Raw genomic sequence first — 19631 nt, 5'->3', positions numbered from 1 at the left:
ACCTCCGCTTTCGTCGCCTTCGTGGGCGCGGGTCCAGGCGACGCAGGCCTGCTCACGCTCCGTGGCGCCGAACTCCTGAGCAAGGCCGACGCCGTCGTGCTCGACCAGGAGACCTTCGGGCCCCTTCTCAAGCACTGCAAGGAAGGCGTCGAGGTCGTCCAAGGCGACTTCGTGAAGCGCGCGAAGGCAGGCAAGCTCGTCGTACGACTGTGCGAGGGCGACCCCATGCTGTTCTCCTCGATCACCGAGGAGGTCGCGGCCTGCGCCGCGGCGGAGGTGGACTTCGAGATCGTGCCCGGCGTCCCTCCCGCCACGGCCGTGCTCACCTACGCGGGCATCCCGCCCGCCTCCGACGTTCCGGAGTTCAGGATCGTCGACGCCTCGCAGGAGCAGGACTGGGCCGTCCACGCCGCCTGCGCGGGCACGCTGGTCATCTACAACGGCATCGAGCAGGCCGTCGCGATCGGCAAGGCGCTGATCGCCAACGGCAAGTCCGACGCCACGCCCGTCGCCGTCAGCAGCGCGGGCACCACCACCGAGCAGTACACGGTGGCCACCACGCTCGGCAGGCTTCAGCCCGACCTCAAGCACGCGGGGTTCACCGAGCCCGCGCTGATCGTGGTCGGCGAGGCGGTCGGCCTGCGCGACAGGCTGTCGTGGTTCGAGACCAAGCCGCTGTTCGGCTGGCGCGTGCTGGTGCCGCGCACCAAGGAGCAGGCCGCCGGCCTGTCGGAGCAGCTGCGCTCCTACGGCGCGGTGCCCGAGGAGGTGCCGACCATCTCGGTCGAGCCGCCGCGCACCCCGCAGCAGATGGATCGCGCCATCAAGGGCCTGGTGACGGGCCGCTACGAGTGGGTCGCCTTCACCAGCGCGAACGCCGTCAAGGCCGTGCGCGAGAAGTTCGAGGAGTACGGCCTCGACGCCCGCGCCTTCGCCGGACTCAAGGTCGCGGCCGTCGGCGAGGCCACGTCGAGGGCGCTGGTGGACTTCGGCGTGAAGCCGGACCTGCTCCCCTCGGGCGAGCAGTCCTCCGAAGGCCTGGTCGCCGAGTGGCCGCCGTACGACTCGATGCTCGACCCGATCAACAGGGTCCTGCTCCCGCGCGCCGACATCTCCACCGACACGCTGGTGGCGGGCCTGACGGAGCTGGGCTGGGAGTGCGACGACGTCACGGCCTACAGGACCGTCCGCGCCGCCCCTCCGCCCGCGCCGATCAGGGAGGCGATCAAGGGCGGCGGCTTCGACGCGGTCCTGTTCACCTCGTCGTCGACCGTGCGGAACCTCGTCGGCATCGCGGGCAAGCCGCACAACGTCACCGTGATCGCGGTGATCGGGCCGCAGACCGCCAAGACGGCCGAGGAGTTCGGGCTGCGCGTCGACGTCATGGCCGACAAACCATCGGCTTCCGCCCTCGCCGCCGCCCTGGCGGAGTACGGTCGTAAGCAGAGGCAGGCGGCGCTGGAGGCGGGCGAGATCCCGCGCAGGCCGTCACAGAACCGCAGGGGCGCGCGCAGGCGCACCAAGTAACCCCCGCGCTTCGGGGGAAGTGTAGGAGAGTCATGACCGCCGAGTTCCCGACCGCCCGTCCGCGGCGGCTGCGCCGTACGCCCGCCCTGCGGAGGCTGGTGACCGGCACGCGGCTGCATCCCTCCGAGCTGATCCTGCCCGTGTTCGTCAAGGAGGGCATCATCGAGCCGCAGCCCGTCGGCTCGATGCCGGGCGTGGTCCAGCACACCCGCGACTCGCTGCGCAAGGCCGTCCACGAGGCGGCCGAGGTGGGTCTGGGCGGCGTGATGCTGTTCGGCGTCCCGGCGGTCAAGGACTCCTACGGCACGGCCGCCGACGACCCCGACGGCATCACCCAGCAGGCGCTGCGCGACGTCGTGTCCGAGGTGGGCGACGCGCTGGTCGTCATGGCCGACACCTGCCTCGACGAGGTCACCGACCACGGTCACTGTGGCATCCTGACGCCCGAGGGCGAGGTCGACAACGACGCCACGCTCGACCGCTACGTCTCCATGGCCGTCGCCCAGGCGCGCGCGGGCTCCCAGATGATCTCGCCGAGCGGCATGATGGACGGCCAGGTGGGCGCGATCAGGGCGGGCCTCGACGCGGCCGGCTTCTCGCACATCCCGATCATGGCCTATTCGGCGAAGTACGCCTCCGCCTTCTACGGGCCCTTCCGCGACGCCGTCGAGATGCCGAAGAACTTCGGTGACCGCAAGGCCTACCAGCAGGACCCCGCGGGTCCCGTGGGCGAGGCGCTGCGCGAGATACGGCTCGACGTCGCCGAGGGCGCCGACATCGTCATGGTCAAGCCCGCCCTCGCCTACCTCGACATCCTGCGCGAGGTCCGCGACACGACCGAGGTGCCCGTCGCGGCCTACCAGGTCAGCGGCGAGTACGCGATGATCGAGGCGGCGGCGGCCAACGGCTGGATCGATCGCGACCGGGCGATCACCGAGTCGCTCGTCGCCATCCGACGCGCCGGGGCGGACCTGATTCTCACGTACTGGGCGACGGAAATGGCCCGACGCGTCTGACGGAGGGGTTTCCCGTCGGGTCATGGGACCTATGCGTTAGAGTGCGAGGACAAGTGCTGGTGTGTCCCTTGTGAAGCCTTCTCGAGTGCCCGGGGACCCTTCTCAGGCACGGGACTCGAACGGGGAGACACCATGGTGGGGGTACCACTCGCTCGGCGTACCAAAAAGCGGACGCGCATGACCCGCGTCGACTCGGTCCTGCAGTACGCCGCTCTCGGCTGGCCCAGCGTGCCGGGCGCCCACCCGCTGCGCCGCGGGGCCCGCGCCTGTTCGTGTGACCGCATCGGCTGTCCCGACCCCGGCGCCCATCCGCTCTCGCCCGCCTGGTCCCTGCAGGCCACGACGGACACCGCGCTGCTGACCCGCTGGTGGCAGCGCGAGCCCGAAGCCAACGTGGTCCTGCCCACAGGGCGGGTGTTCGACGTCTTCGACGTACCGCTCACGGCGGGCCTCACCGCCCTGTCCCGCATGGACGCCGCCGACTTCCCCTCCGGCCCGGTCGCCTCTCATGGCGACCGGGTGCTGTTTTATGTGGCCACGCGCGGCAACCCTGAGGACGAGGACGAGTGGTGGTCGTGCAGCCTCGACGTCGCCCCCACCACGATCGACGAGACGCCGGGGCTGCGGTGGCACTGCCGCGACAGCTACGTCCTCGCCCCGCCGTCCACTCTCGCCACCGGGCAACCGGTCTCCTGGCTGCGACCGCCTGACGGCCGTCCCCTGCCCGATCCGCTCCGGGTCCTCGACTGGCTCGTCTGACGTCCGGCTCCCCTGGTCGAGCCGGCCGGTGAGGTCCGTGCCCGTCGAGGTGGGCGAGTGCGGGGGATCGTAGGCTGGAACGCGTGAGCCGTACACAGAACTCAGAGGACCTCTTCGAGCGAGCCCGCGCCATCATCCCCGGGGGCGTCAACTCCCCTGTGAGGGCGTTCGGCGCCGTAGGGGGAACGCCCCGCTTCATGGCGTCGGGCCAGGGCCCCTACATCACCGACGTCGACGGCAACCGCTACGTCGACCTGGTCTGCTCGTGGGGCCCGATGATCCTCGGTCACCGCCATCCGTCCGTGGTCGAGGCCGTCTCCGACGCGTTGCGGCACGGCATGTCGTACGGCACGGCCACCCCTGGCGAGGTCGAGCTGGCCGAGGAGATCGTGGCCAGGGTGGCGCCCGTGGAGAAGGTGCGCCTGGTCAGCTCGGGCACCGAGGCGACCATGAGCGCCGTACGGCTGGCCCGCGGCTTCACCGGCCGCTCCAAGATCATCAAGTTCGCGGGCTGCTACCACGGCCACGTCGACGCGCTGCTCGCCTCGGCGGGCTCGGGCGTGGTCACCTTCGGTCTGCCCGACACGCCGGGCGTCACGGGCGCCGCGGCGGCCGACACGATCGTCCTGCCGTACAACGACCTGGCGGCTGTCGAGGAGGCCTTCCGCACCGCCGAGATCGCGTGTGTGATCACCGAGGCCTGCCCCGCCAACATGGGCGTGGTCCCGCCGCTGCCGGGCTTCAACCAGCGGCTGAAGGAGCTGTGTGCGGCCAACGGCGCGCTGCTCATCCTCGACGAGGTGCTGACGGGCTTCAGGGTGTCCAGGGCCGGCTGGTACGGCCTCGATCCTGTCGACGCGGACCTCATGACGTTCGGCAAGGTCATGGGCGGGGGCATGCCCACGGCGGCCTTCGGCGGCAGGGCCGACGTCATGGCGAACCTGGCGCCCGAGGGGCCCGTCTACCAGGCGGGCACGCTGTCGGGGAACCCGCTCGCGTGCGCGGCGGGCCTAGCCACCCTGCGCGGCCTCGACGACGACGCCTACGCCAGGGTGGACGCGGCGGCCTCGGCGGTATCGCTCGCGGCTGCGAAGGCGCTGGAGGCCGCGGGCGTCCCGCACCGCCTCCAGAGCGCGGGGAGCCTCTTCTCGATCTTCTTCACCGATCGGGAGGTCACCGACTTCGCCGCGGCCCAGACACAGAACACCAAGGCGTACACCGCGTTCTTCCACTCGATGCTCGACCAGGGCGTCTACATGCCGCCGTCGGCGTACGAGGCGTGGTTCCTGTCGGCGGCGCACGACGAGGAGGCGATCGGCGCGATCGTCGAGGCCCTCCCCGCGGCCGCCGACGCCGCCGCGGCGGCGGGCTAGCAGCCGTGCGGCGGCCCGCGCGGGCCGCCGCGTGACCCGCCGGACGGGCGGGCCGAAGGTCAGGGGCGGCCGGCCGTGACGGCCGGGACGAGGGATTCCTCGCGCCGGCCGCGGGCGGCCCTCGGCCTGGTGCCCGCGTACAGCGCGCCGGAGACGATGAGGACGCCCGCCACCAGCTTGAGCCACGAGATGCTCTCCCCGGTCACCAGCGCCGCCGACGACAGGCCGAAGACCGGGATGAGCAGCGTGTACGGCGCGACCGTCGAGGCGTCGTAGCGCCGCAGCAGCCATCCCCACACCCCGAACCCGCCGAGTGTCGACACGAACGCCACGTAGACGAGCGACCACACGCCCTCCCACGCGAACGTCAGATGCGGGACTCCCTCGACGGCCAGCGACAGCAGCAGGAGCGGCGGCGCCGACAGCGCGCTGACCCACACCATGAAGCGCAGCGAGTCGGGCGGGGCGGCCTTGCGTTGGATGACGGTGCCCAGGCCCCAGGCGGCGGCCGCGCCCACGCACAGCACGAACGCGCCGACGGGCCCGCCCGAGCCGAAGTCGTACGCCACGAGGGCCAGCCCGGCGAAGGCGACGGCGAGCCCGGTGATCCTGCGCACGCCGGGCCGCTCGCCGAGCAGGACGGCCGCGAACACCACGACGAACAGCGCCTGCGTCTGCAGCACGAGCGAGGAGAGCCCGGGCGGCATGCCAGCCCGCATGCCGACGAGCAGCAGGCCGAACTGCCCGACCCCGACCGCGGCGGCCACGCCGACGATCCACTTCCATGCCACGCCGGGCCTGCCCACGAACAGCAGCGCGGGGAAGGCCGCGAGCGTGAACCGCAGCCCCGCGTAGAGCAGGGGAGGGAAGTGCCTGAGGCCGACCTCCATGACCACGAAGTTGAATCCCCACACGGCGGCGAGACCGACAGCTAGCAACAAATGCCGCAAACGCATGCGTCTATGCTCACAAGCCACGACTATTGAGCACAAGCGACATCTTCTAAGGTGAAAGGTTTAGAATAGCTACATGCTCGACCTCAACCGGCTGAAGGCGCTGCATGCCGTCCACGTCTACGGGTCGGTGGGCGCCGCCGCCGACGCGCTGATGGTCACCCCGTCCGCCGTCTCCCAGCAGCTGGCCAAGCTGGAGCGGGAGACGGGCGCGACGCTGCTCGAACGCAACGGCAGAGGGGTGAAGCTCACCGACGCCGCGGGCCTGCTCGCCGAGCACGCCGAACGCATCCTCGCCCTCGTGGAGACCGCCGAGGCCGACTTCGAGGCGTTGCGCGGCGCGGTCGTCGGCAAGCTCGCCGTCGGCGCGTTCCCGACGGCGGCCAGGGGCCTGATGCCGCAGGCGCTGAACCTGCTCAGGCTGCGCCACCCCGACCTGGCGGTACACCTGAGCGAGCGCGAGCCCGAGCGGCAGCTCAGGGAGGTCGCGCGGGGCGAGCTCGACCTGGTGGTCGTGCAGGACTGGCTGAACAGGCCGCTCGCCGTACCGGAGGGGCTGTCGAGGGCGACGCTGCTCGACGACATCGCCGACGTCGCGATGCCCGCCGCCCACCCGCTGGCCGAGCGTAAGGAGGTGGAGCTGGCCGAGCTGTCCGGCGACAGGTGGATCAGCTCCTCGTCCGGCACGATCTGCCATGACTGGCTGGTGTTCACGCTCCGCAGCGCCGAGCTCGAGCCCGAGGTTGCCTGCACGGCCGACGAGTACCCCACCCAGCTCGCGCTCGTGGAGGCCGGCCTGGGCTGCGCCATCGTCCCCAGGCTCGGCAGGGTCCACGTCCCCGCCGGGGTGCGGATGGTCCCGATCAGGCCCAGACAGACCCGGCGCATCTACGCGCTGTGGCGCACGGACGCGGCCAGGCGGCCCGCCATCCGCGCGGCCGTCGAGGCGCTCGTGGAGGCCAGCAAGGAGCTGGAGCTCGGCTGGATCAGCTGATCACGGGCGGCCCGGCCGGGATGGGCGGGCCTGTCCCTCAGCTGATCGCGATCGCGACCATGCCGCCGAGGATGACCCCGGCGGCGACCAGCCGGCGTCGCAGGTCGCCCTCGGCCAGCAGCCGCCCGCCCATGACGACCGCGATCAGCACGCTCACCTCCCGCATCGGGGCCACCACGCTGACCGGCGCCAGCTGGAAGGCGAACAGGGCCAGCAGGTACGACAGCGGCACCAGCACGGCCGCGCCCAGCACCCTCTTCCAGTGTTCGCGCCACACCTCGGCGATCAGCCGCCGCCTGCCCCCGATCACGAACGGCGTGATCGCCAGCATCCTGAACATCTCGCCGAGATAGATCAGCACCATCGGCAGGACCGCGAGCTCCTTCACCATCTGGGCGTCCCAGACCGTGTAGGCGGCGATGAACATTCCCGTCATCAGCCCGAACAGCAGCCCCTTGACGTCACCGGCGCCGCCCCCGCTGAGCAGGAACACCCCGACGCCCACCAGCAGAATCCCCGCGATGCCCAGATGCGTCGGGTGCTCGCCGAGGAACACCACGGCGACGGTGCTGGCCAGCATCGGCCCCGTGCCCCTCGCCACCGGGTACACCACCGACAGGTCGCCGTAGCGGTAGCCGCGCTGGAGCAGCACGAAGTAGGCCAGGTGCAGGGACGTGCTCACGCAGATCAGCGGCACCACCCGCCACGACGGCACGGCGCCGGAGACGATCGCGGCGGGCGTCCACAGCACGGTCGACGCGGCGGCGACCAACCAGAGGAAGACCACGGCGTCGGTTTTCGCGGCCTGCTTGCTCAGCAGGTTCCATCCGGCGTGGGAGACGGCTGCGACCAGGACGAGAGCGAGTGCGAGGGGGTTCACACGTCCACTTTCGCAGGCGGTCCGATCCGAGCGGATAGGGTGGGGCCACCATGGCTGAGACCACCGTCGTTCACCTGCTGCGGCACGGTGAGGTGCACAATCCCCAAGGCATCCTGTACGGCAGGCTGCCCGGCTACCACCTGTCGGAGACCGGCCACCTCATGGCCGAGACGGTCGCCAAGGCTCTGGCCGACCGCGACATCGTCCGCGTCTACAGCTCCCCGCTCGAACGCGCCCAGGAGACGGCCGCCCCCGTGGCCGGCAAGCTCGGGCTGGAGATCGCGCTCGACGACCGGCTGATCGAGGCGGGCAACGTGCTCGAAGGCCGGAAGATCGCGAACCTGGTCAGGAGCCCGCGCAACTTCCGCCACTTCTGGCATCCGGGACGCCCCTCGTGGGGCGAGCCGTACGTGCAGGTCGTGGCGCGGATGCGGGCCATGGTCGACAGCGCGCGCGTCGAGTCCCGCGGCCACGAGGCGGTGCTGGTCAGCCACCAGCTGCCGATCTGGATGATCAGGATGGCCGCGGAGGGGCGCAGGCTGTGGCACGATCCGCGCCGCAGGCAGTGCGCGCTCGCCAGCCTGACCACGTTCTCGTTCGAGGGCGACAGGCTCGTCAGCGTCGGCTACAGCGAACCCGCCGCCGCGCTCGTCAAGAGCGGCCCCACCGTCCCGGGCGCGTGACTCCGCCGGTAGAGTGGCAAGCTCTACCGGCTGTAGTACAAGGAGATCATTCTCCCGTGCGCGCGAAACCCCATGCCCTCGCCCTCGTGGCCGTGCTCGCCGTCTCCGGCTGCGCCGGCAGCGCGGGCGGTCAGCCCCAGGCGGGCGACACCAGGTTCGTCGCGGGCGACGGCAAGGTGACCGTGTTCCCCGCGGCCGACCGGAAGCAGGCGCCCGCCGTCGAAGGGACGACTCTCGACGGCGCCAAGGCCTCGATCGCCGCGCACAAGGGCAAGGTCGTCGTGCTCAACTTCTGGGCCTCGTGGTGCGGGCCCTGCAGGGCCGAGGCGCCGGTGCTCAAGGACATCTACGCCAAGACCAAGTCGACGGGCGTGGAGTTCGTCGGCATCGACTTCAAGGACCGCCAGGCCGACGCGCTCGCCTTCGAGCGCACCGAGCAGCCCGGCTACCCCAGCATCTTCGACCAGCCCGGCAAGGTGGCGCTGTCGTTCCAGGGCACCGTGCCGCCCGCCGCGATCCCCTCCACGCTCATCATCGACGAGCAGGGCAGGGTGGCGGCCAGGGCCCTCGGCGCGGTCAAGTACAACGACCTGCTCAAGGCCGTGACCCAGGTGCGCGATGAGTGACGTCGTCGCCTCGGGCTCCTTGCTGCTCGCCGTGCCCATCGCGGTGCTGGCGGGCCTGGTGTCGTTCCTGTCGCCGTGCGTGCTCCCGCTGGTGCCCGGCTACCTGTCGTACGTGACGGGCATGAGCGCCGATCCCAAGCGCGGCCGGCTGGTCCTCGGCACCGGCCTGTTCGTGGCGGGCTTCGCGCTGGTGTTCGTCGCGGGCGGCGCCCTGTTCGGCGGCCTCGGCTCCGCCCTGTACGGCAGCGCCGACGTCATCACGAGGATCGTCGGCGTGCTGACGATCGTGCTCGGCCTCGCCTTCCTCGGCGTCATCCCCGGGCTCATGCGCGACGTGCGCATCCACCGCGTGCCCAACGCGGGACTGGCCGGCGCGCCGCTGCTCGGCGTGGTGTTCGGCCTCGGCTGGACCCCGTGCATCGGCCCCACACTCGCCGTCGTGCTCTCCCTCGGCTACAACGAGGGCAGCGCGGCCAGGGGCGCCTTCCTCGCCGTCGCCTACGCCCTCGGGCTCGGCCTGCCGTTCGTGGTCGCCGCCCTGGCCTACAGCAAGGCGCTGCGCACCTTCCGCGCCATCCGCAAGCACTCGCGGCTCATCACCAGGATCGGCGGCGGCATGCTCGTGACGGTCGGCCTCCTGCTCGTCACCGGGCTCTGGGGGCAGATCATCGCGGGCATGCAGACGTGGATCGGCGGATTCGAGCCGGTGATCTGATGACGGTCGACGAGCTCCAGAAGGAGACGCCCAAACCCGCCAGGCTCGGCGCGGTCGGCTGGCTGCGCTGGTTCTGGCGCACGCTGACCTCGATGAAGACGGCGCTCATCCTGCTGTTCCTGTTCGCGCTGGCCTCCATCCCAGGTTCGCTGGTCCCGCAGCGCTCGGTCGAGCCCGACAAGGTCGCGCTGATCTACCAGAACGACCCGGCGCTGGCCGAATGGTACGAGCGGTTCCACCTGTTCGACGTCTTCAGCGCGCCCTGGTTCGCGGCCATCTACCTGCTGCTGTTCACCTCGCTGATCGGCTGCGTCGTGCCGCGCACCACGACGTACCTGAAGGAGCTGCGCCGCAAGCCGCCCACGGCCCCGAAGAACCTGTCGCGCCTGCCGCACCACGCCGCGGTCGAGGGTCCGCTCGACGTCGAGGAGGCGGCCCGCAGGCTGCGGAAGCTGCGCTTCAGGGTGACCACGGGCCCTGGCTGGGTGTCGGCGGAGAAGGGCTACCTGCGCGAGACCGGCAACCTGCTCTTCCACGTCGCGCTGCTCGGCCTGCTGGTCTCCGTCGGGATCGGCTCCCTGTACGGCTACCGCGGCAATGTGCTGGTCGTCGAGGACGACGGCTTCGCCAACACCGTGGCCGCCTACGACCGCTACATGCCGGGCAACCGGGTCTCCGCCGAGTCGCTGGAGCCGTTCTCCTTCACGCTGAAGGACTTCCAGGCCTCCTACCAGGTCTCGGGCGCGAAACGCGGGCAGGAGCTCGACTACACCGCCAAGCTGTCGGTGCAGGACTCCCCCGCGGCCGCCGCCCGCGACTACGACCTCAAGGTCAACGAACCGCTCGACGTCGCGGGCACGCTCACCTACCTGATCGGCCATGGTTACGCGCCCGTCTTCAAGGTGACCGACGGCAAGGGGCAGGTGGCCTTCAACGGGCCCGTGCCGTGCCTCATCGAGCAGAAGGCGACGCTGACCTCCGGCTGCGTCGTCAAGGTGCCCGACGCCCAGCCCGCCCAGCTGGGCTTCCTGCTCACGTTCCTGCCCACCAGCGTCCAGCTGGGCGACGGCAGCTTCGTCTCCGCCTTCCCCGGCGCGGCCAAGCCCGAGGTGAAGATCCTCGGTGCCTTCTCCGGCGACCTGGGCGTGCGGTCGGGCAAGCCGCAGTCGGTGTACGAGCTGGCGCCGCCGGAGGTCATGAAGAAGCTGAACCCCCTCGTCATGGGGTCGAAGGCGCCCCCGCCGCTCGCGGTCGGCCAGTCCTTCGACCTGCCCGGCGGCGTGGGGAAGATCGAGTTCACCGGCGTGAAGGAGTGGATGACGCTCCAGATCGCGCACGACCCTGGACGCATGCCCGCGCTGCTGTCCTCCGCGCTCGCGACCGTCGCCCTGGTCCTGTCGCTCATGATCCGCCGCCGCCGCGTCTTCGTCCGCGTCAAGGACGGCGCCGCGGACGTGGGCGGGCTGACGCGCACCGAGGGCTCGGGCGCGGGCTTCGCCGAGGAGTTCGCCGACATCGTCAAGGTCCTATCCGCAGGAGTGAAGGATGCCCGCTGACCAACTGGCAGGACTGAGCGACGACCTCATCCTCGCCACGGTGCTGCTGTACCTGGCCGCGATGATCGGGTTCGCGCTGGAGTTGGCGTTCGGCAGGGCCCGGACCAACTCGGGCGCGACCTCGATCACCGTCACCGAGGCGGAGGTCACCGAAGGCGTGCCCGCCGTCGCCGTCGCCGCGAAGGCCGCGGTCGCCGCGGGCTCCGCCAAGGGCGGCCCGGCCGAAACGGGGGCGGGCGCCGTGGTCGTCAGCCCGCCAGAGCCGCCCGCGTGGGCGCCCATGGCAGGACGGATCGCCGTCGTGCTCGGCTGGCTCGGCTGGGCGGCCAACCTGGGCTCCATCGTCACCCGCGGGCTGTCCGTCGGCCGCTGGCCGTGGGGCAACATGTACGAGTTCGTGGTGGCCATCTGCTTCGCCGCGGTGACCGCCTTCCTCGTGACCCAGCTTCGGGCCAACGTCCGCTTCCTCGGCGCGTTCGTCATGGTGACGTCGGCGCTCGGGCTCGGGTTCGCGGTCATCTGGCTGCACGTCCAGGCCGGGCCCGTGGTCCCGGCGCTGAACTCCTACTGGATCGCCATCCACGTCTCCGCCGCGGTCATCGCCGGCGGCCTGTTCATCGTGGCGGGCGTCTCAGGCATCCTCTACCTGCTGCGCGGCGAGGGCTTCTCCCGCCTGCCCACCCGCGACGACCTGGAGCGGGTCGCCCACCGGGCGATCGTGCTCGCGTTCCCGATCTGGACGTTCGCCGTCATCGCCGGCGCGCTGTGGGCCGACAAGGCGTGGGGCCGCTACTGGGGCTGGGACCCGAAGGAGATCTGGGCGTTCATCACGTGGATCGCCTACGCCGCCTACCTGCACGCGCGTGCCACCGCGGGCTGGCGCGGGCGCGCCGCCACGATCGTGCAGCTGATCGCGTTCGCGTGCCTGCTGTTCAACCTGGTGGGCGTCAACATCTTCCTCGGCGGCCTGCACAGCTACGCCGACGTCGGCGGCTGACCCGCCGTCCCCTTCATCACGTACGGCAGGCGACTGACCGGGGCCACCCCGGTCAGTCGTCGTCGCGCATGCGGCGGTCGAGGTCGCGCAGGAAGTCGGGGTCGTCGTCGGGGCCGCGGGGCGCCTCGCCCTTGTCCATGATCGAGCGGCCGGGAAGGTGGAACGGTCGCGAACGCGTAGGGCGGCCGAGCAGCAGCCAGAACACGCTGCCGACCAGCGGGACGAGGACGACGATGAGCACCCAGAGGATCTTCGGCAGGTTCCTGGCCTCCTCGTCCGGAGTCGTGATGACGTCGAACAACGAGTAGAGCCAGAAGGCCAGTACAGCCAGTCCGAGAAGCACGCCAGGCATGTCCGTACTGTAGGCCATCCATCACGTGATCGTGCCGGTGCGCTGCCCCATATCGGATGACTCGGGAAGATCAGCGTCGTACCGTGGTACCTGTTTCACGGCAGTCCGACCACGTTTCTCGACAGTTCGACCAAGGAGGCACCACCGGGCACGGCCCGGACGGCTGCACGTCTCGAAGTTCCCGCGCAGGGATGACGCGGGAGAGCGGGCACCGCGGCGCGGGGCCGCGGGGCGAGGGCATGGAGCCAGTGGCTCCAACGTCGTGGAGAGGTGCGATGGCCTTTTCTGACGATCGGCGGACCGGCGACAAGGGCCGTCATCGAAGGGGCAGTCGTTGGTGGCGGCGAGGTTCGTACCTGTTATCGCGCCGTTCGGACACGCCACGCGAGTCGTTCTGGGGCGGTGACAGGGCCGAGCGTACGGAGGAGCCCGAGGACCGCCCCGAGCACGGCGGGCCCGTGCGGCCCGCTGAGCGCCCGACGGCGCCGCCCGCGGGTCAGATGTACGGCAGGCCCCACGAGAGCCCGTACCGCCAGGACGGAAGGGCCGGCGGGCACCCCTACGCCGGACGCCTGGAGAGGGAACGCGGCGACAGGCCGGGGGCCGAGCGCTACGCCGCCTCCGTGCTCGACCGGCCGCAGTACACCTGGCAGGACTTCGAGCGCGTGGACGAGCGGCCGCGAGCCCAGCCCAACCGCCCCGACGTCCCCTCCCAGGGCGACGGCCTGACCCACTGCGGGCGCCTCGAAGGCATCCTGCACCGCCAATGGGACGCCAGAAACGGCCCGCCCTCGGCCGACGCCGTCAGGGCCGTGGAGAGCCTGGCCAGACTGCCGGAACGGCTCAAGGAACTGCTGGCCGAAGGGCTCGAGGGCATCTACGTCGGCGAGGGCGGCGTTCCCGACCTCGACGACATGGGCTACCTGCGCGGAGCGCCGCTCCCGTCGGGACGGGCGACATGGGACATCTGCGCGGGCGCGTACGGCGACCGCAAGATCGTCGTGGGCGACCGCCCCTCACCCACGCCGGACGTGATGATGCACGAGGTCGGCCACGCCATCGACGACGTCGACGCCCCGTACGGCGATTGGGTGTCGGACTCGCCGGAGTTCGTGGCACTCTACGAGCAGGCCGAACCCCTTCTGGCCTCTTCCTTCCACCGCCAGGGCGGCGGGCTCGGGCGCAAGGAGTTCTTCGCGGACGCCTTCGCGGCCATCGCCTCGCGCCAGCGTCCCGCTCTGGTCGACATGTTGGGCGGTGACACGCGGATGGCGCTCAATGTCATGTTGTTCTTCAACCGGCGCTACGGAATCTAGGTGATCAGCCATGTACGTCATCCGGCTCGCTGACGGGACTCTGCGCGTGCCGGAGAGCCTGACCAGCGAAGACGGGCGTCTCATCGGCAACGCGTACGTCGAGGTGGGGCCCGGCGACCCGGACTACGAGCGGTGGCTGGCCGAGGCGCTGACCGAGGAGGAACTCGCCGAACGGCGCAGGCGGTGGGAGGAGGAGAACGACGAGCTGGAGCGCGCGTTCCTCGCCTTCAAGTCCGAGCAGGAGGACGACTGACCCGTCGACGACGGGTGAGGGGCGGGGGAGCGCATCACGACTCGACCCTTGGCGCGTGCGACGTGACGGCGGCCGGCCGGAGTCCGCTGGAGTGGCGTGGAGGACGGGCCTCGGCCACGTGCCCGCGGTGGGCTCGGCTGTGCGTGCCGTACGGCTGACGGGGCTGTCGGGTGACCCTGCGTGTTCCGGGTTGCACGCGCAGGATCACCGATGACGGACGTCAGACGCGCGGGGACTCACCTGCGGGCCGATCGGCCGTAAGGACGTCCTCGCCACGAAGAAGGGCGTGTACTTCCGACTCGCGGAAGCGACGGTGCCCTCCGGGGGTACGGATGCTACTGATGCGGCCTGCCGCGGCCCAGCGCGTCACCGTCTTTGGGTCTACCCGGAAGAGGGCGGCGACCTCTCCCGGCGTCAGCAGACGCTCGCTGCTACTCTCCACCAATCTCTCCCCCTCGCATCCCGCTTCCTGCCAGCGGGCGGACAGGTACCCAGTGTGTCGAGCGAAGCCTGATATATCCGCGCTTTTCAACAAAGATCACGGGTTGTTATCGGCCGACTGCCCGATTGTTATATGATAGAGCCTCTTTGGGGCTCTCGTGGGTGTTTCTTTACGAAAGCGCCTTACTGGGAACAGTAGCAGCGCTCGCGCCTGGTGCGTAGAGCGACCGCCCCCAGCGCCGAGTAACCTCGAGCTGTGCATCCCGTTCTCGTTTACACCGCGTCGCGGATCGGCCTGTTTGTCGTGACCCTGGGTGTGCTGTACCTGCTGAACATCAGGAACCCGCTGGCCTTGATCGCCTTCGCGTTCGTGATCAGTGGGATCGCCAGCTACGTCCTGCTGTCCAAGCAGCGTGACGCCATGAGCGCACGCATCAGCGACAAGGTCGACCGGCCGAAGCCGGAGGACGACTAGGGCAGGGGGAACATGCCAATCCGGGCATGGTACTCCCGTCCGAGTCGCGTTGTGTCACTACCAACGAGTAGTCCGTCCTTGTGCGCCAGAAATGCCTTGACTCCGATCCCACGCTCCCTGCCCGGATTCCAGCGGAGCGCCTTTCCCGAGACGGGGTGAATGGCCGCGATCCCCTCGCGCGGCACCGCCCCCGGCCCTGCCGAGTCTCGGCCTTGTGGATTGTCCATCCAGCGCTGATGCCCGCCCACGTAGACGGCGGCACCCGTCACGGCCACCGAATAGAGCGAATCCCCGCCCGTGTGGTTGACCCAGGTCGGCTTGACCCCGGCCCCCGCGGCGTGGGTCTCGAACCTGGCGGCGCTGTCGCACGGCTTCCGCCCGCCGCCGGGGCCGCCCGTCGTGACGACGACGAAGTAGCTCCCGTCGGGGGCGACGTCGAGACCCCTCACGTAGGAGGGGAAGGCCTTCATGCACGCCGCGGCGTAGGCGTCGGTGCGCCAGTCGGCGACCTTCGCCCGCACGGGGGTGATGTCGATCAGCCCGAGCTGGTTCCTCGGCAGGCCGTCCAGAGTGGTGAAGCTGCCGTCGACGATCAGCCGGTCACGTGACAGGGCCAGCGCGTGCACCTTCACCTTCGGGGTGCGCGGTGCGCCCGGTCTGATCGTGAAGCCGGAGTCGGGCACGCCCGTCGTCGCGTTGAGCCTGGCCAGCGCCACGCGCGGGCTGGTGAAGTCGCCGCCGACGTACAGCTTCGAGCCGCTCCTGGCCAGCGTCGTGACCAGGCCGCCGCTCACCCGGGGGTTGAAGCTCTCCATGACCGAGCCGTCGGCCATGCGCAGCCGTACGAGGCCGCTGCCGCCGACGTAGACGGTGTCTCCGGCGCCGGGGGCCAGCGCGTACACGGGCTCGGTGAACGAGGGGGCGAAGGTCGGCAGGATCTCGCCCGTCCGCAGGTCGTAGGCAAAGAGATTGTCACGTTCCACGGTGAATGACTGGCTTGCGTCGCTCACCTCGGTGAAGGCGCCGCCGACGACGACCGTGTCACCGACCACGGTGATGGCGTTGACGATGCCGTCGAGGACATGGGGCGTGGAGTCGACGGGATTCGTCGCCACCACGCGCGCGTGCGCGATGGGCGTGACGGCGACGAGCGCCGCGAGGGTGGTTCGGGCAAGCATTCGCAAAGTCTTAGCAGACTCTGGGTAATCGAGTTGCTACTTTCGGTTTATTGTCGCCTAAGCCCTAGGCTTGACCCCATGACCCGCGCTCAGTTGGACAAGCAGCCGCATGAGGTCGCCGCGATGTTCGATCGCACGGCCAAGCGATACGACCTCGTGAACGACGTCATCTCGCTCGGACAGGTGCGGTTGTGGCGCAAGGCCGTCGCCCAGGCCGTCGATGCGGGGCCCGGCGAGATCGTCCTCGACCTCGGGGCCGGTACGGGCACCTCCACCGACTCCTTCACCAGCCTCGGCGCCCGCGCGATCGCCTCCGACTTCTCCCTCGGCATGCTCGCCACCGGCGTCAGGCGCAGGGGCGGCAACTCCCTCACGGGCCAGGGCGTGCCGTTCATCGCGGGCGACGCGCTGAACCTGCCGTTCGCCGACGACGCCTTCGACGCCGTGACGATCTCGGTGGCGCTGCGCAACGTGCACGACACCGAGCAGGCGCTGCGCGAGATGCTGCGCGTCACCAAGCCGGGCGGCAAGCTGGTGATCCTCGAGTTCTCCCACGTGACGGTCAAGTCGTTCGACCTGGTCTACCGGGAGTACCTGATGAAGCTGCTGCCCAAGGTGGCCAAGGTCTTCGGCTCGAACGACGACTCCTACGAGTACCTCGCCGAGTCCATCAGGGACTGGCACGACCAGCCGGCCCTGGCCAAGATCATCCAGCGGGCCGGCTGGGAGCGGGTCGCCTGGCGCAACCTCAACCTTGGCATCGTCGCCATTCACCGGGGCTACAAGCCCCAGGGCTGAACCACTTCCATGGTCACCAGGCCGCCGTTGGCCGGGTGCCGGTAGAAGACGACCGCCTGGGCCAGGCAGGCGGTCCTGATCTCGGCCGCGTAGTCCTCCAGCAGTTCGAGGCTCAGCCCCGACCGCAACCCGAGGAGCAGCAGCACGCTCGCGCCTTCCACGCTCATCCTGAGCACGAGCGGCAGGCGGCCCTTCTCCGTGCGCATGGACGTCCTCTTCGCCAGCCCCTGGAAGCGGTGCCGCACGATCACCGCCACCGCCTGACCCACGATCTCCCGCCTGACGTACGGCGTGCCCATGCAGGCGAGCGCGACGCCGACCACGGCCATGGCCGCCGTGAGACCGTTCGTCCACGCCGCCACCTGGACGGTGGCCGTCGAGAGCAGGCCGGCCACCGTCGCCTCGGTCCGCCATCTGAACACCGCCCCGAGGCGCGCGGGCAGGTCCCGCGCCTGCGGGATGCGCGGGTGGTCGCGAGGATGCCCTCCGCCGTCCCGCACCACGTCACGTACTGCTTCGCGTAAGCGGAGGTCGTTCTTCGTCGTGCCGATGTTCGCTGAGCTCCAGAGGAGGAAGCTCCCCTTGCGCGATCCACGCCTGGGGGTGACTCTGGTCATGTCTCACGGCTCCGATGCCCTGTCGTAGGTACGCGGTGCTGAGGGACTTCCGGGCGGATGGAGGCTGTGACCATCCGCCCGTGTCGTCTGCGTGGACATCCGGCTCGAACGTCCGTGGGGAGGTGCGCGCTTCTTCACGTCGATTTACCGTTCCTCGCGCTGCCAAGAGCTACGATGGAGCTTTCCCTCCGGGAAGTGTCGTGCAATTCCCGCTGGGATTATTGGAGAGATGCCCGCCTTCGGAGGGGTTCAACCCTTCCGAGCGGTGGGTAGTACTTCGACACGCTTGTGAGGAGAGCTGAGTGGCGCGGGAGCCGAGCCCCACCGTCAGCCGACGCCGTCTCGCCGCAGAGCTGCGTCGACTCCGCGAGGATGCCCAGGTAACGGGCACCCAGGTCGCCCAGGTCCTGGACGGATCTTCATCCAAGGTGTCCCGCATGGAGAAGGCCCAGGTGGCCGCCCACCGTGAGGATGTCGCCAGGCTGGCCGACTTCTACCAGGTACGGCCCGCCGTCCGTGAAGCGCTGCTCGCCTTGGCGGCGGAGGCGGAGGGCAAGGGTTGGTGGGAGGCGCACGGCGAATCGCTGTCCGAGTCCTACACCACCTTCATCGGCCTCGAGGCCGGTGCCGCGACGATGCTCACGTGGCAGAACGTCATCTTCCCCGGCCTGTTGCAGACCGCCGACTACGCCAAGGCGCTCATCAGCTTCGGCGACGCGTGGAACGCGCTACCGCCGATACAAATCGACCGCCTGGTCAGGGTTCGCGCGCGGCGGGGACGCATTCTCGAGGACCCCGATCCGCTGAATCTCACCGTTCTGCTCGACGAGTCGGTCCTGATGCGCAGGTTCGGCTCGCCCGAGGTCATGCGCAACCAGCTCAGGCACGTGCTGCAGGTGGCCGAACTGCCGAACGTCACCATTCGAGTGGTGCCGCTCGATCGGTCCTCGGCCTTTCACAGTTTCGTTCTGCTGAAGTTTCCCCAGCGTGAGGGCCTGGATCGGCTCCACGACGACCTCGTCTATATCGAGAACGCCACCGACGCGATTCTCGAGGAGAACGAACAGAAGACTTTCGCGTACGAGCGTGTGTTCCACCAGGTGTCGGCCGCCGCGCTGTCAGAAGAGGATTCGCTGAAACTCATCGGAGAACTGGCGCGGTGAATTGGCTCCTCACTGTCGGGGTATGCCCTCTTTGGCCCCCCGACAGTGAGGATATGCCCATGGAGTCAACGACCTCAGAAGAGATCGTGTGGCGCAAGAGCAGCCTGAGTAACCTCAGCGGCGAGTGCGTGGAGGTCGCGAGGGACGGTCAGGCGATACTCGTCAGACACTCCAAGCGGCCGGACGACGCCGTCCTGGAGTTCAGCATCGGGGAGTGGAAGGCGTTCATCGGAGGGGTGGCCCTGGGCGAGTTCTCCTACGAGTGACGGCGCGGTCGTCCTGGTGGTGTCGTCCGGTCAGCAGGCCCCAGTTGGGGGCGTTTGTGCTGGTGCGGGCGCCATGTCCATGGCCCTTAGGTGATAACTTCCTAACTTGCCAGCCTCGTTTTGATAACTCTCCAGTGTCGGTCGGTGATCTTGGGCTTCAATCCATGGAGGATGGGCCCGATGGTCACGCCCGCGCGCGGCTGCGACGACGCACCGTAGCGCCTACTTCTTCTTGGATGAGATGTGAACAGTGCGGTGTTCGGGACAGGTCTTCCCAGCGTCCCTTCTAGCGACCCGGACACCACCTGGCGCAAGAGCTCATTCAGCGGCCCGACAGGGGAGTGCGTCGAGTTCGCTCGGGGTGCCGACGGCGGGGTGATGATCCGGGACTCCAAGGACCCGTCGGGTGGGGTGCTGGCCTTCACTCCCGGTGAGTGGCGGGCGTTCGTCGCCGGGGTTCGCAACGCCGAGTTCGACGTCTGACCGCGAACGCGTGATCGAGTCAAGGCCCTCTGTCGTGGACGGAGGGCCTTCTTCATGGGTAAGCGCGTACCCGGCTGCCACCTGGTGCCGGAAAAGCGCTAGACTGCGTGCCGACAAAGTTTGTGAAGAGCTTCACAAAGGAACGAAGGCCAACACTCCGAGGCCGACCAGCGTGTAGGACAGGACAGGTCCGTGACCGTGCCAGCCGAC

At 69.8% G+C, this 19631-nt stretch carries 23 protein-coding genes; 17 read left to right on the top strand and 6 right to left on the bottom strand.

Translation table 11 applies throughout. The features are described from left to right. The first annotated feature begins 21 nt into the window (after positions 1–21). From ACFSKW_RS37025 to hemL, 4 genes are all read left to right on the top strand, one after another. Positions 22–1527 carry a bifunctional uroporphyrinogen-III C-methyltransferase/uroporphyrinogen-III synthase gene (locus tag ACFSKW_RS37025; RefSeq protein WP_379577959.1) on the top strand — a complete coding sequence of 502 codons (1506 nt, stop codon included), beginning with the start codon at positions 22–24 and terminating at the stop codon, positions 1525–1527. 32 nt (positions 1528–1559) lie between these two features. Further along, entirely contained in the window at positions 1560–2543 is a 984-nt protein-coding gene (hemB, locus tag ACFSKW_RS37020; protein WP_379577957.1) for a porphobilinogen synthase, read from the top strand. 132 nt (positions 2544–2675) lie between these two features. Next, positions 2676–3302, top strand: coding sequence for a bifunctional DNA primase/polymerase (locus ACFSKW_RS37015; RefSeq protein ID WP_379577955.1), 627 nt, complete (start codon positions 2676–2678; stop codon positions 3300–3302). 83 nt (positions 3303–3385) lie between these two features. After that, positions 3386–4675: a glutamate-1-semialdehyde 2,1-aminomutase gene (hemL, locus tag ACFSKW_RS37010; RefSeq protein ID WP_379577953.1), complete on the top strand. Its 1290-nt coding sequence runs from the start codon at positions 3386–3388 to the stop codon at positions 4673–4675. Positions 4676–4734: 59 nt separating this feature from the next. On the opposite strand, the gene ACFSKW_RS37005 is transcribed toward hemL, so the two are convergent. Then, the gene (locus ACFSKW_RS37005; protein ID WP_379577951.1) at positions 4735–5631 is read right to left on the bottom strand and encodes an EamA family transporter; all 897 of its coding nucleotides are present in this window, start codon (positions 5629–5631) and stop codon (positions 4735–4737) included. Between the two features lie 73 nt (positions 5632–5704). Between ACFSKW_RS37005 and ACFSKW_RS37000 the strand changes: the two genes are divergently transcribed. Continuing rightward, positions 5705–6622, top strand: coding sequence for a LysR family transcriptional regulator (locus ACFSKW_RS37000; RefSeq protein ID WP_379577949.1), 918 nt, complete (start codon positions 5705–5707; stop codon positions 6620–6622). 37 nt (positions 6623–6659) lie between these two features. On the opposite strand, the gene ACFSKW_RS36995 is transcribed toward ACFSKW_RS37000, so the two are convergent. Further along, a complete protein-coding gene (locus ACFSKW_RS36995) occupies positions 6660–7502 on the bottom strand; it encodes an EamA family transporter (protein WP_379577947.1) in 843 nt (280 codons plus the stop codon). A gap of 50 nt (positions 7503–7552) precedes the next feature. On the opposite strand from ACFSKW_RS36995, the gene ACFSKW_RS36990 reads away from it, so the two are divergent. The 5 genes from ACFSKW_RS36990 to ccsA are packed head-to-tail and all read left to right on the top strand — an operon-like array spanning position 7553 to position 12079. Next, the gene (locus ACFSKW_RS36990) at positions 7553–8185 is read left to right on the top strand and encodes a histidine phosphatase family protein (protein ID WP_379577945.1); all 633 of its coding nucleotides are present in this window, start codon (positions 7553–7555) and stop codon (positions 8183–8185) included. Positions 8186–8241: 56 nt separating this feature from the next. Further along, on the top strand, positions 8242–8811 hold the full coding sequence (locus tag ACFSKW_RS36985; protein WP_379577943.1) for a TlpA family protein disulfide reductase: 570 nt from the start codon (positions 8242–8244) through the stop codon (positions 8809–8811). Beyond that, on the top strand, positions 8804–9526 hold the full coding sequence (locus ACFSKW_RS36980) for a cytochrome c biogenesis CcdA family protein (protein ID WP_379577941.1): 723 nt from the start codon (positions 8804–8806) through the stop codon (positions 9524–9526). The genes ACFSKW_RS36985 and ACFSKW_RS36980 overlap by 8 nt, the downstream gene beginning before the upstream one ends. Further along, positions 9526–11082 (top strand): cytochrome c biogenesis protein ResB, encoded by a 1557-nt coding sequence (gene resB / locus ACFSKW_RS36975; protein WP_379577939.1) that lies wholly within the window; start codon positions 9526–9528, stop codon positions 11080–11082. Before ACFSKW_RS36980 ends, resB begins: the two co-directional genes overlap by 1 nt. Next, entirely contained in the window at positions 11072–12079 is a 1008-nt protein-coding gene (gene ccsA, locus ACFSKW_RS36970) for a cytochrome c biogenesis protein CcsA (protein WP_379577936.1), read from the top strand. The genes resB and ccsA overlap by 11 nt, the downstream gene beginning before the upstream one ends. A 52-nt stretch (positions 12080–12131) precedes the next feature. On the opposite strand, the gene ACFSKW_RS36965 is transcribed toward ccsA, so the two are convergent. After that, positions 12132–12431: a PLDc N-terminal domain-containing protein gene (locus tag ACFSKW_RS36965; RefSeq protein ID WP_379577934.1), complete on the bottom strand. Its 300-nt coding sequence runs from the start codon at positions 12429–12431 to the stop codon at positions 12132–12134. Between the two features lie 275 nt (positions 12432–12706). On the opposite strand from ACFSKW_RS36965, the gene ACFSKW_RS36960 reads away from it, so the two are divergent. After that, complete coding sequence (locus tag ACFSKW_RS36960) at positions 12707–13747, top strand: hypothetical protein (protein WP_379577932.1); 1041 nt, start codon at positions 12707–12709, stop codon at positions 13745–13747. Positions 13748–13757: 10 nt separating this feature from the next. Then, positions 13758–14000, top strand: a complete 243-nt coding sequence (locus ACFSKW_RS36955) for a hypothetical protein (protein ID WP_379577930.1) — start codon at positions 13758–13760, stop codon at positions 13998–14000. A gap of 220 nt (positions 14001–14220) precedes the next feature. Here the strand turns inward: ACFSKW_RS36955 and ACFSKW_RS36950 are convergent, their stop codons facing one another. Continuing rightward, the gene (locus ACFSKW_RS36950; RefSeq protein WP_026214226.1) at positions 14221–14442 is read right to left on the bottom strand and encodes a BldC family transcriptional regulator; all 222 of its coding nucleotides are present in this window, start codon (positions 14440–14442) and stop codon (positions 14221–14223) included. Positions 14443–14697: 255 nt separating this feature from the next. On the opposite strand from ACFSKW_RS36950, the gene ACFSKW_RS36945 reads away from it, so the two are divergent. Next, a complete protein-coding gene (locus ACFSKW_RS36945) occupies positions 14698–14916 on the top strand; it encodes a DUF4229 domain-containing protein (protein WP_379577928.1) in 219 nt (72 codons plus the stop codon). Here ACFSKW_RS36945 and ACFSKW_RS36940 read toward each other — a convergent pair. Continuing rightward, positions 14913–16094 (bottom strand): hypothetical protein, encoded by a 1182-nt coding sequence (locus tag ACFSKW_RS36940; RefSeq protein ID WP_379577926.1) that lies wholly within the window; start codon positions 16092–16094, stop codon positions 14913–14915. The genes ACFSKW_RS36945 and ACFSKW_RS36940 overlap by 4 nt on opposite strands. Positions 16095–16172: 78 nt before the next feature. On the opposite strand from ACFSKW_RS36940, the gene ACFSKW_RS36935 reads away from it, so the two are divergent. Then, the gene (locus ACFSKW_RS36935; RefSeq protein ID WP_379577924.1) at positions 16173–16892 is read left to right on the top strand and encodes a demethylmenaquinone methyltransferase; all 720 of its coding nucleotides are present in this window, start codon (positions 16173–16175) and stop codon (positions 16890–16892) included. Here the strand turns inward: ACFSKW_RS36935 and ACFSKW_RS36930 are convergent. After that, positions 16874–17509, bottom strand: a complete 636-nt coding sequence (locus ACFSKW_RS36930; RefSeq protein WP_379577923.1) for a hypothetical protein — start codon at positions 17507–17509, stop codon at positions 16874–16876. The genes ACFSKW_RS36935 and ACFSKW_RS36930 overlap by 19 nt on opposite strands. A gap of 302 nt (positions 17510–17811) precedes the next feature. Between ACFSKW_RS36930 and ACFSKW_RS36925 the strand changes: the two genes are divergently transcribed. The 3 genes from ACFSKW_RS36925 (at position 17812) to ACFSKW_RS36915 (ending at position 19421) form a co-directional block, all read left to right on the top strand. After that, positions 17812–18672, top strand: a complete 861-nt coding sequence (locus ACFSKW_RS36925) for a DUF5753 domain-containing protein (RefSeq protein ID WP_379577921.1) — start codon at positions 17812–17814, stop codon at positions 18670–18672. 59 nt (positions 18673–18731) lie between these two features. Then, positions 18732–18938 (top strand): DUF397 domain-containing protein, encoded by a 207-nt coding sequence (locus ACFSKW_RS36920; protein WP_379577919.1) that lies wholly within the window; start codon positions 18732–18734, stop codon positions 18936–18938. A gap of 243 nt (positions 18939–19181) precedes the next feature. After that, positions 19182–19421: a DUF397 domain-containing protein gene (locus ACFSKW_RS36915; RefSeq protein ID WP_379577918.1), complete on the top strand. Its 240-nt coding sequence runs from the start codon at positions 19182–19184 to the stop codon at positions 19419–19421. Positions 19422–19631 lie beyond the last annotated feature (210 nt).

The organism is Nonomuraea mangrovi (genome assembly GCF_042681425.1).
GTDB lineage: Bacteria > Actinomycetota > Actinomycetes > Streptosporangiales > Streptosporangiaceae > Nonomuraea > Nonomuraea mangrovi.
The sequence above is the reverse complement of the archived record's forward strand: the minus strand, read 5'-3'. Positions and strand labels throughout refer to the sequence as shown.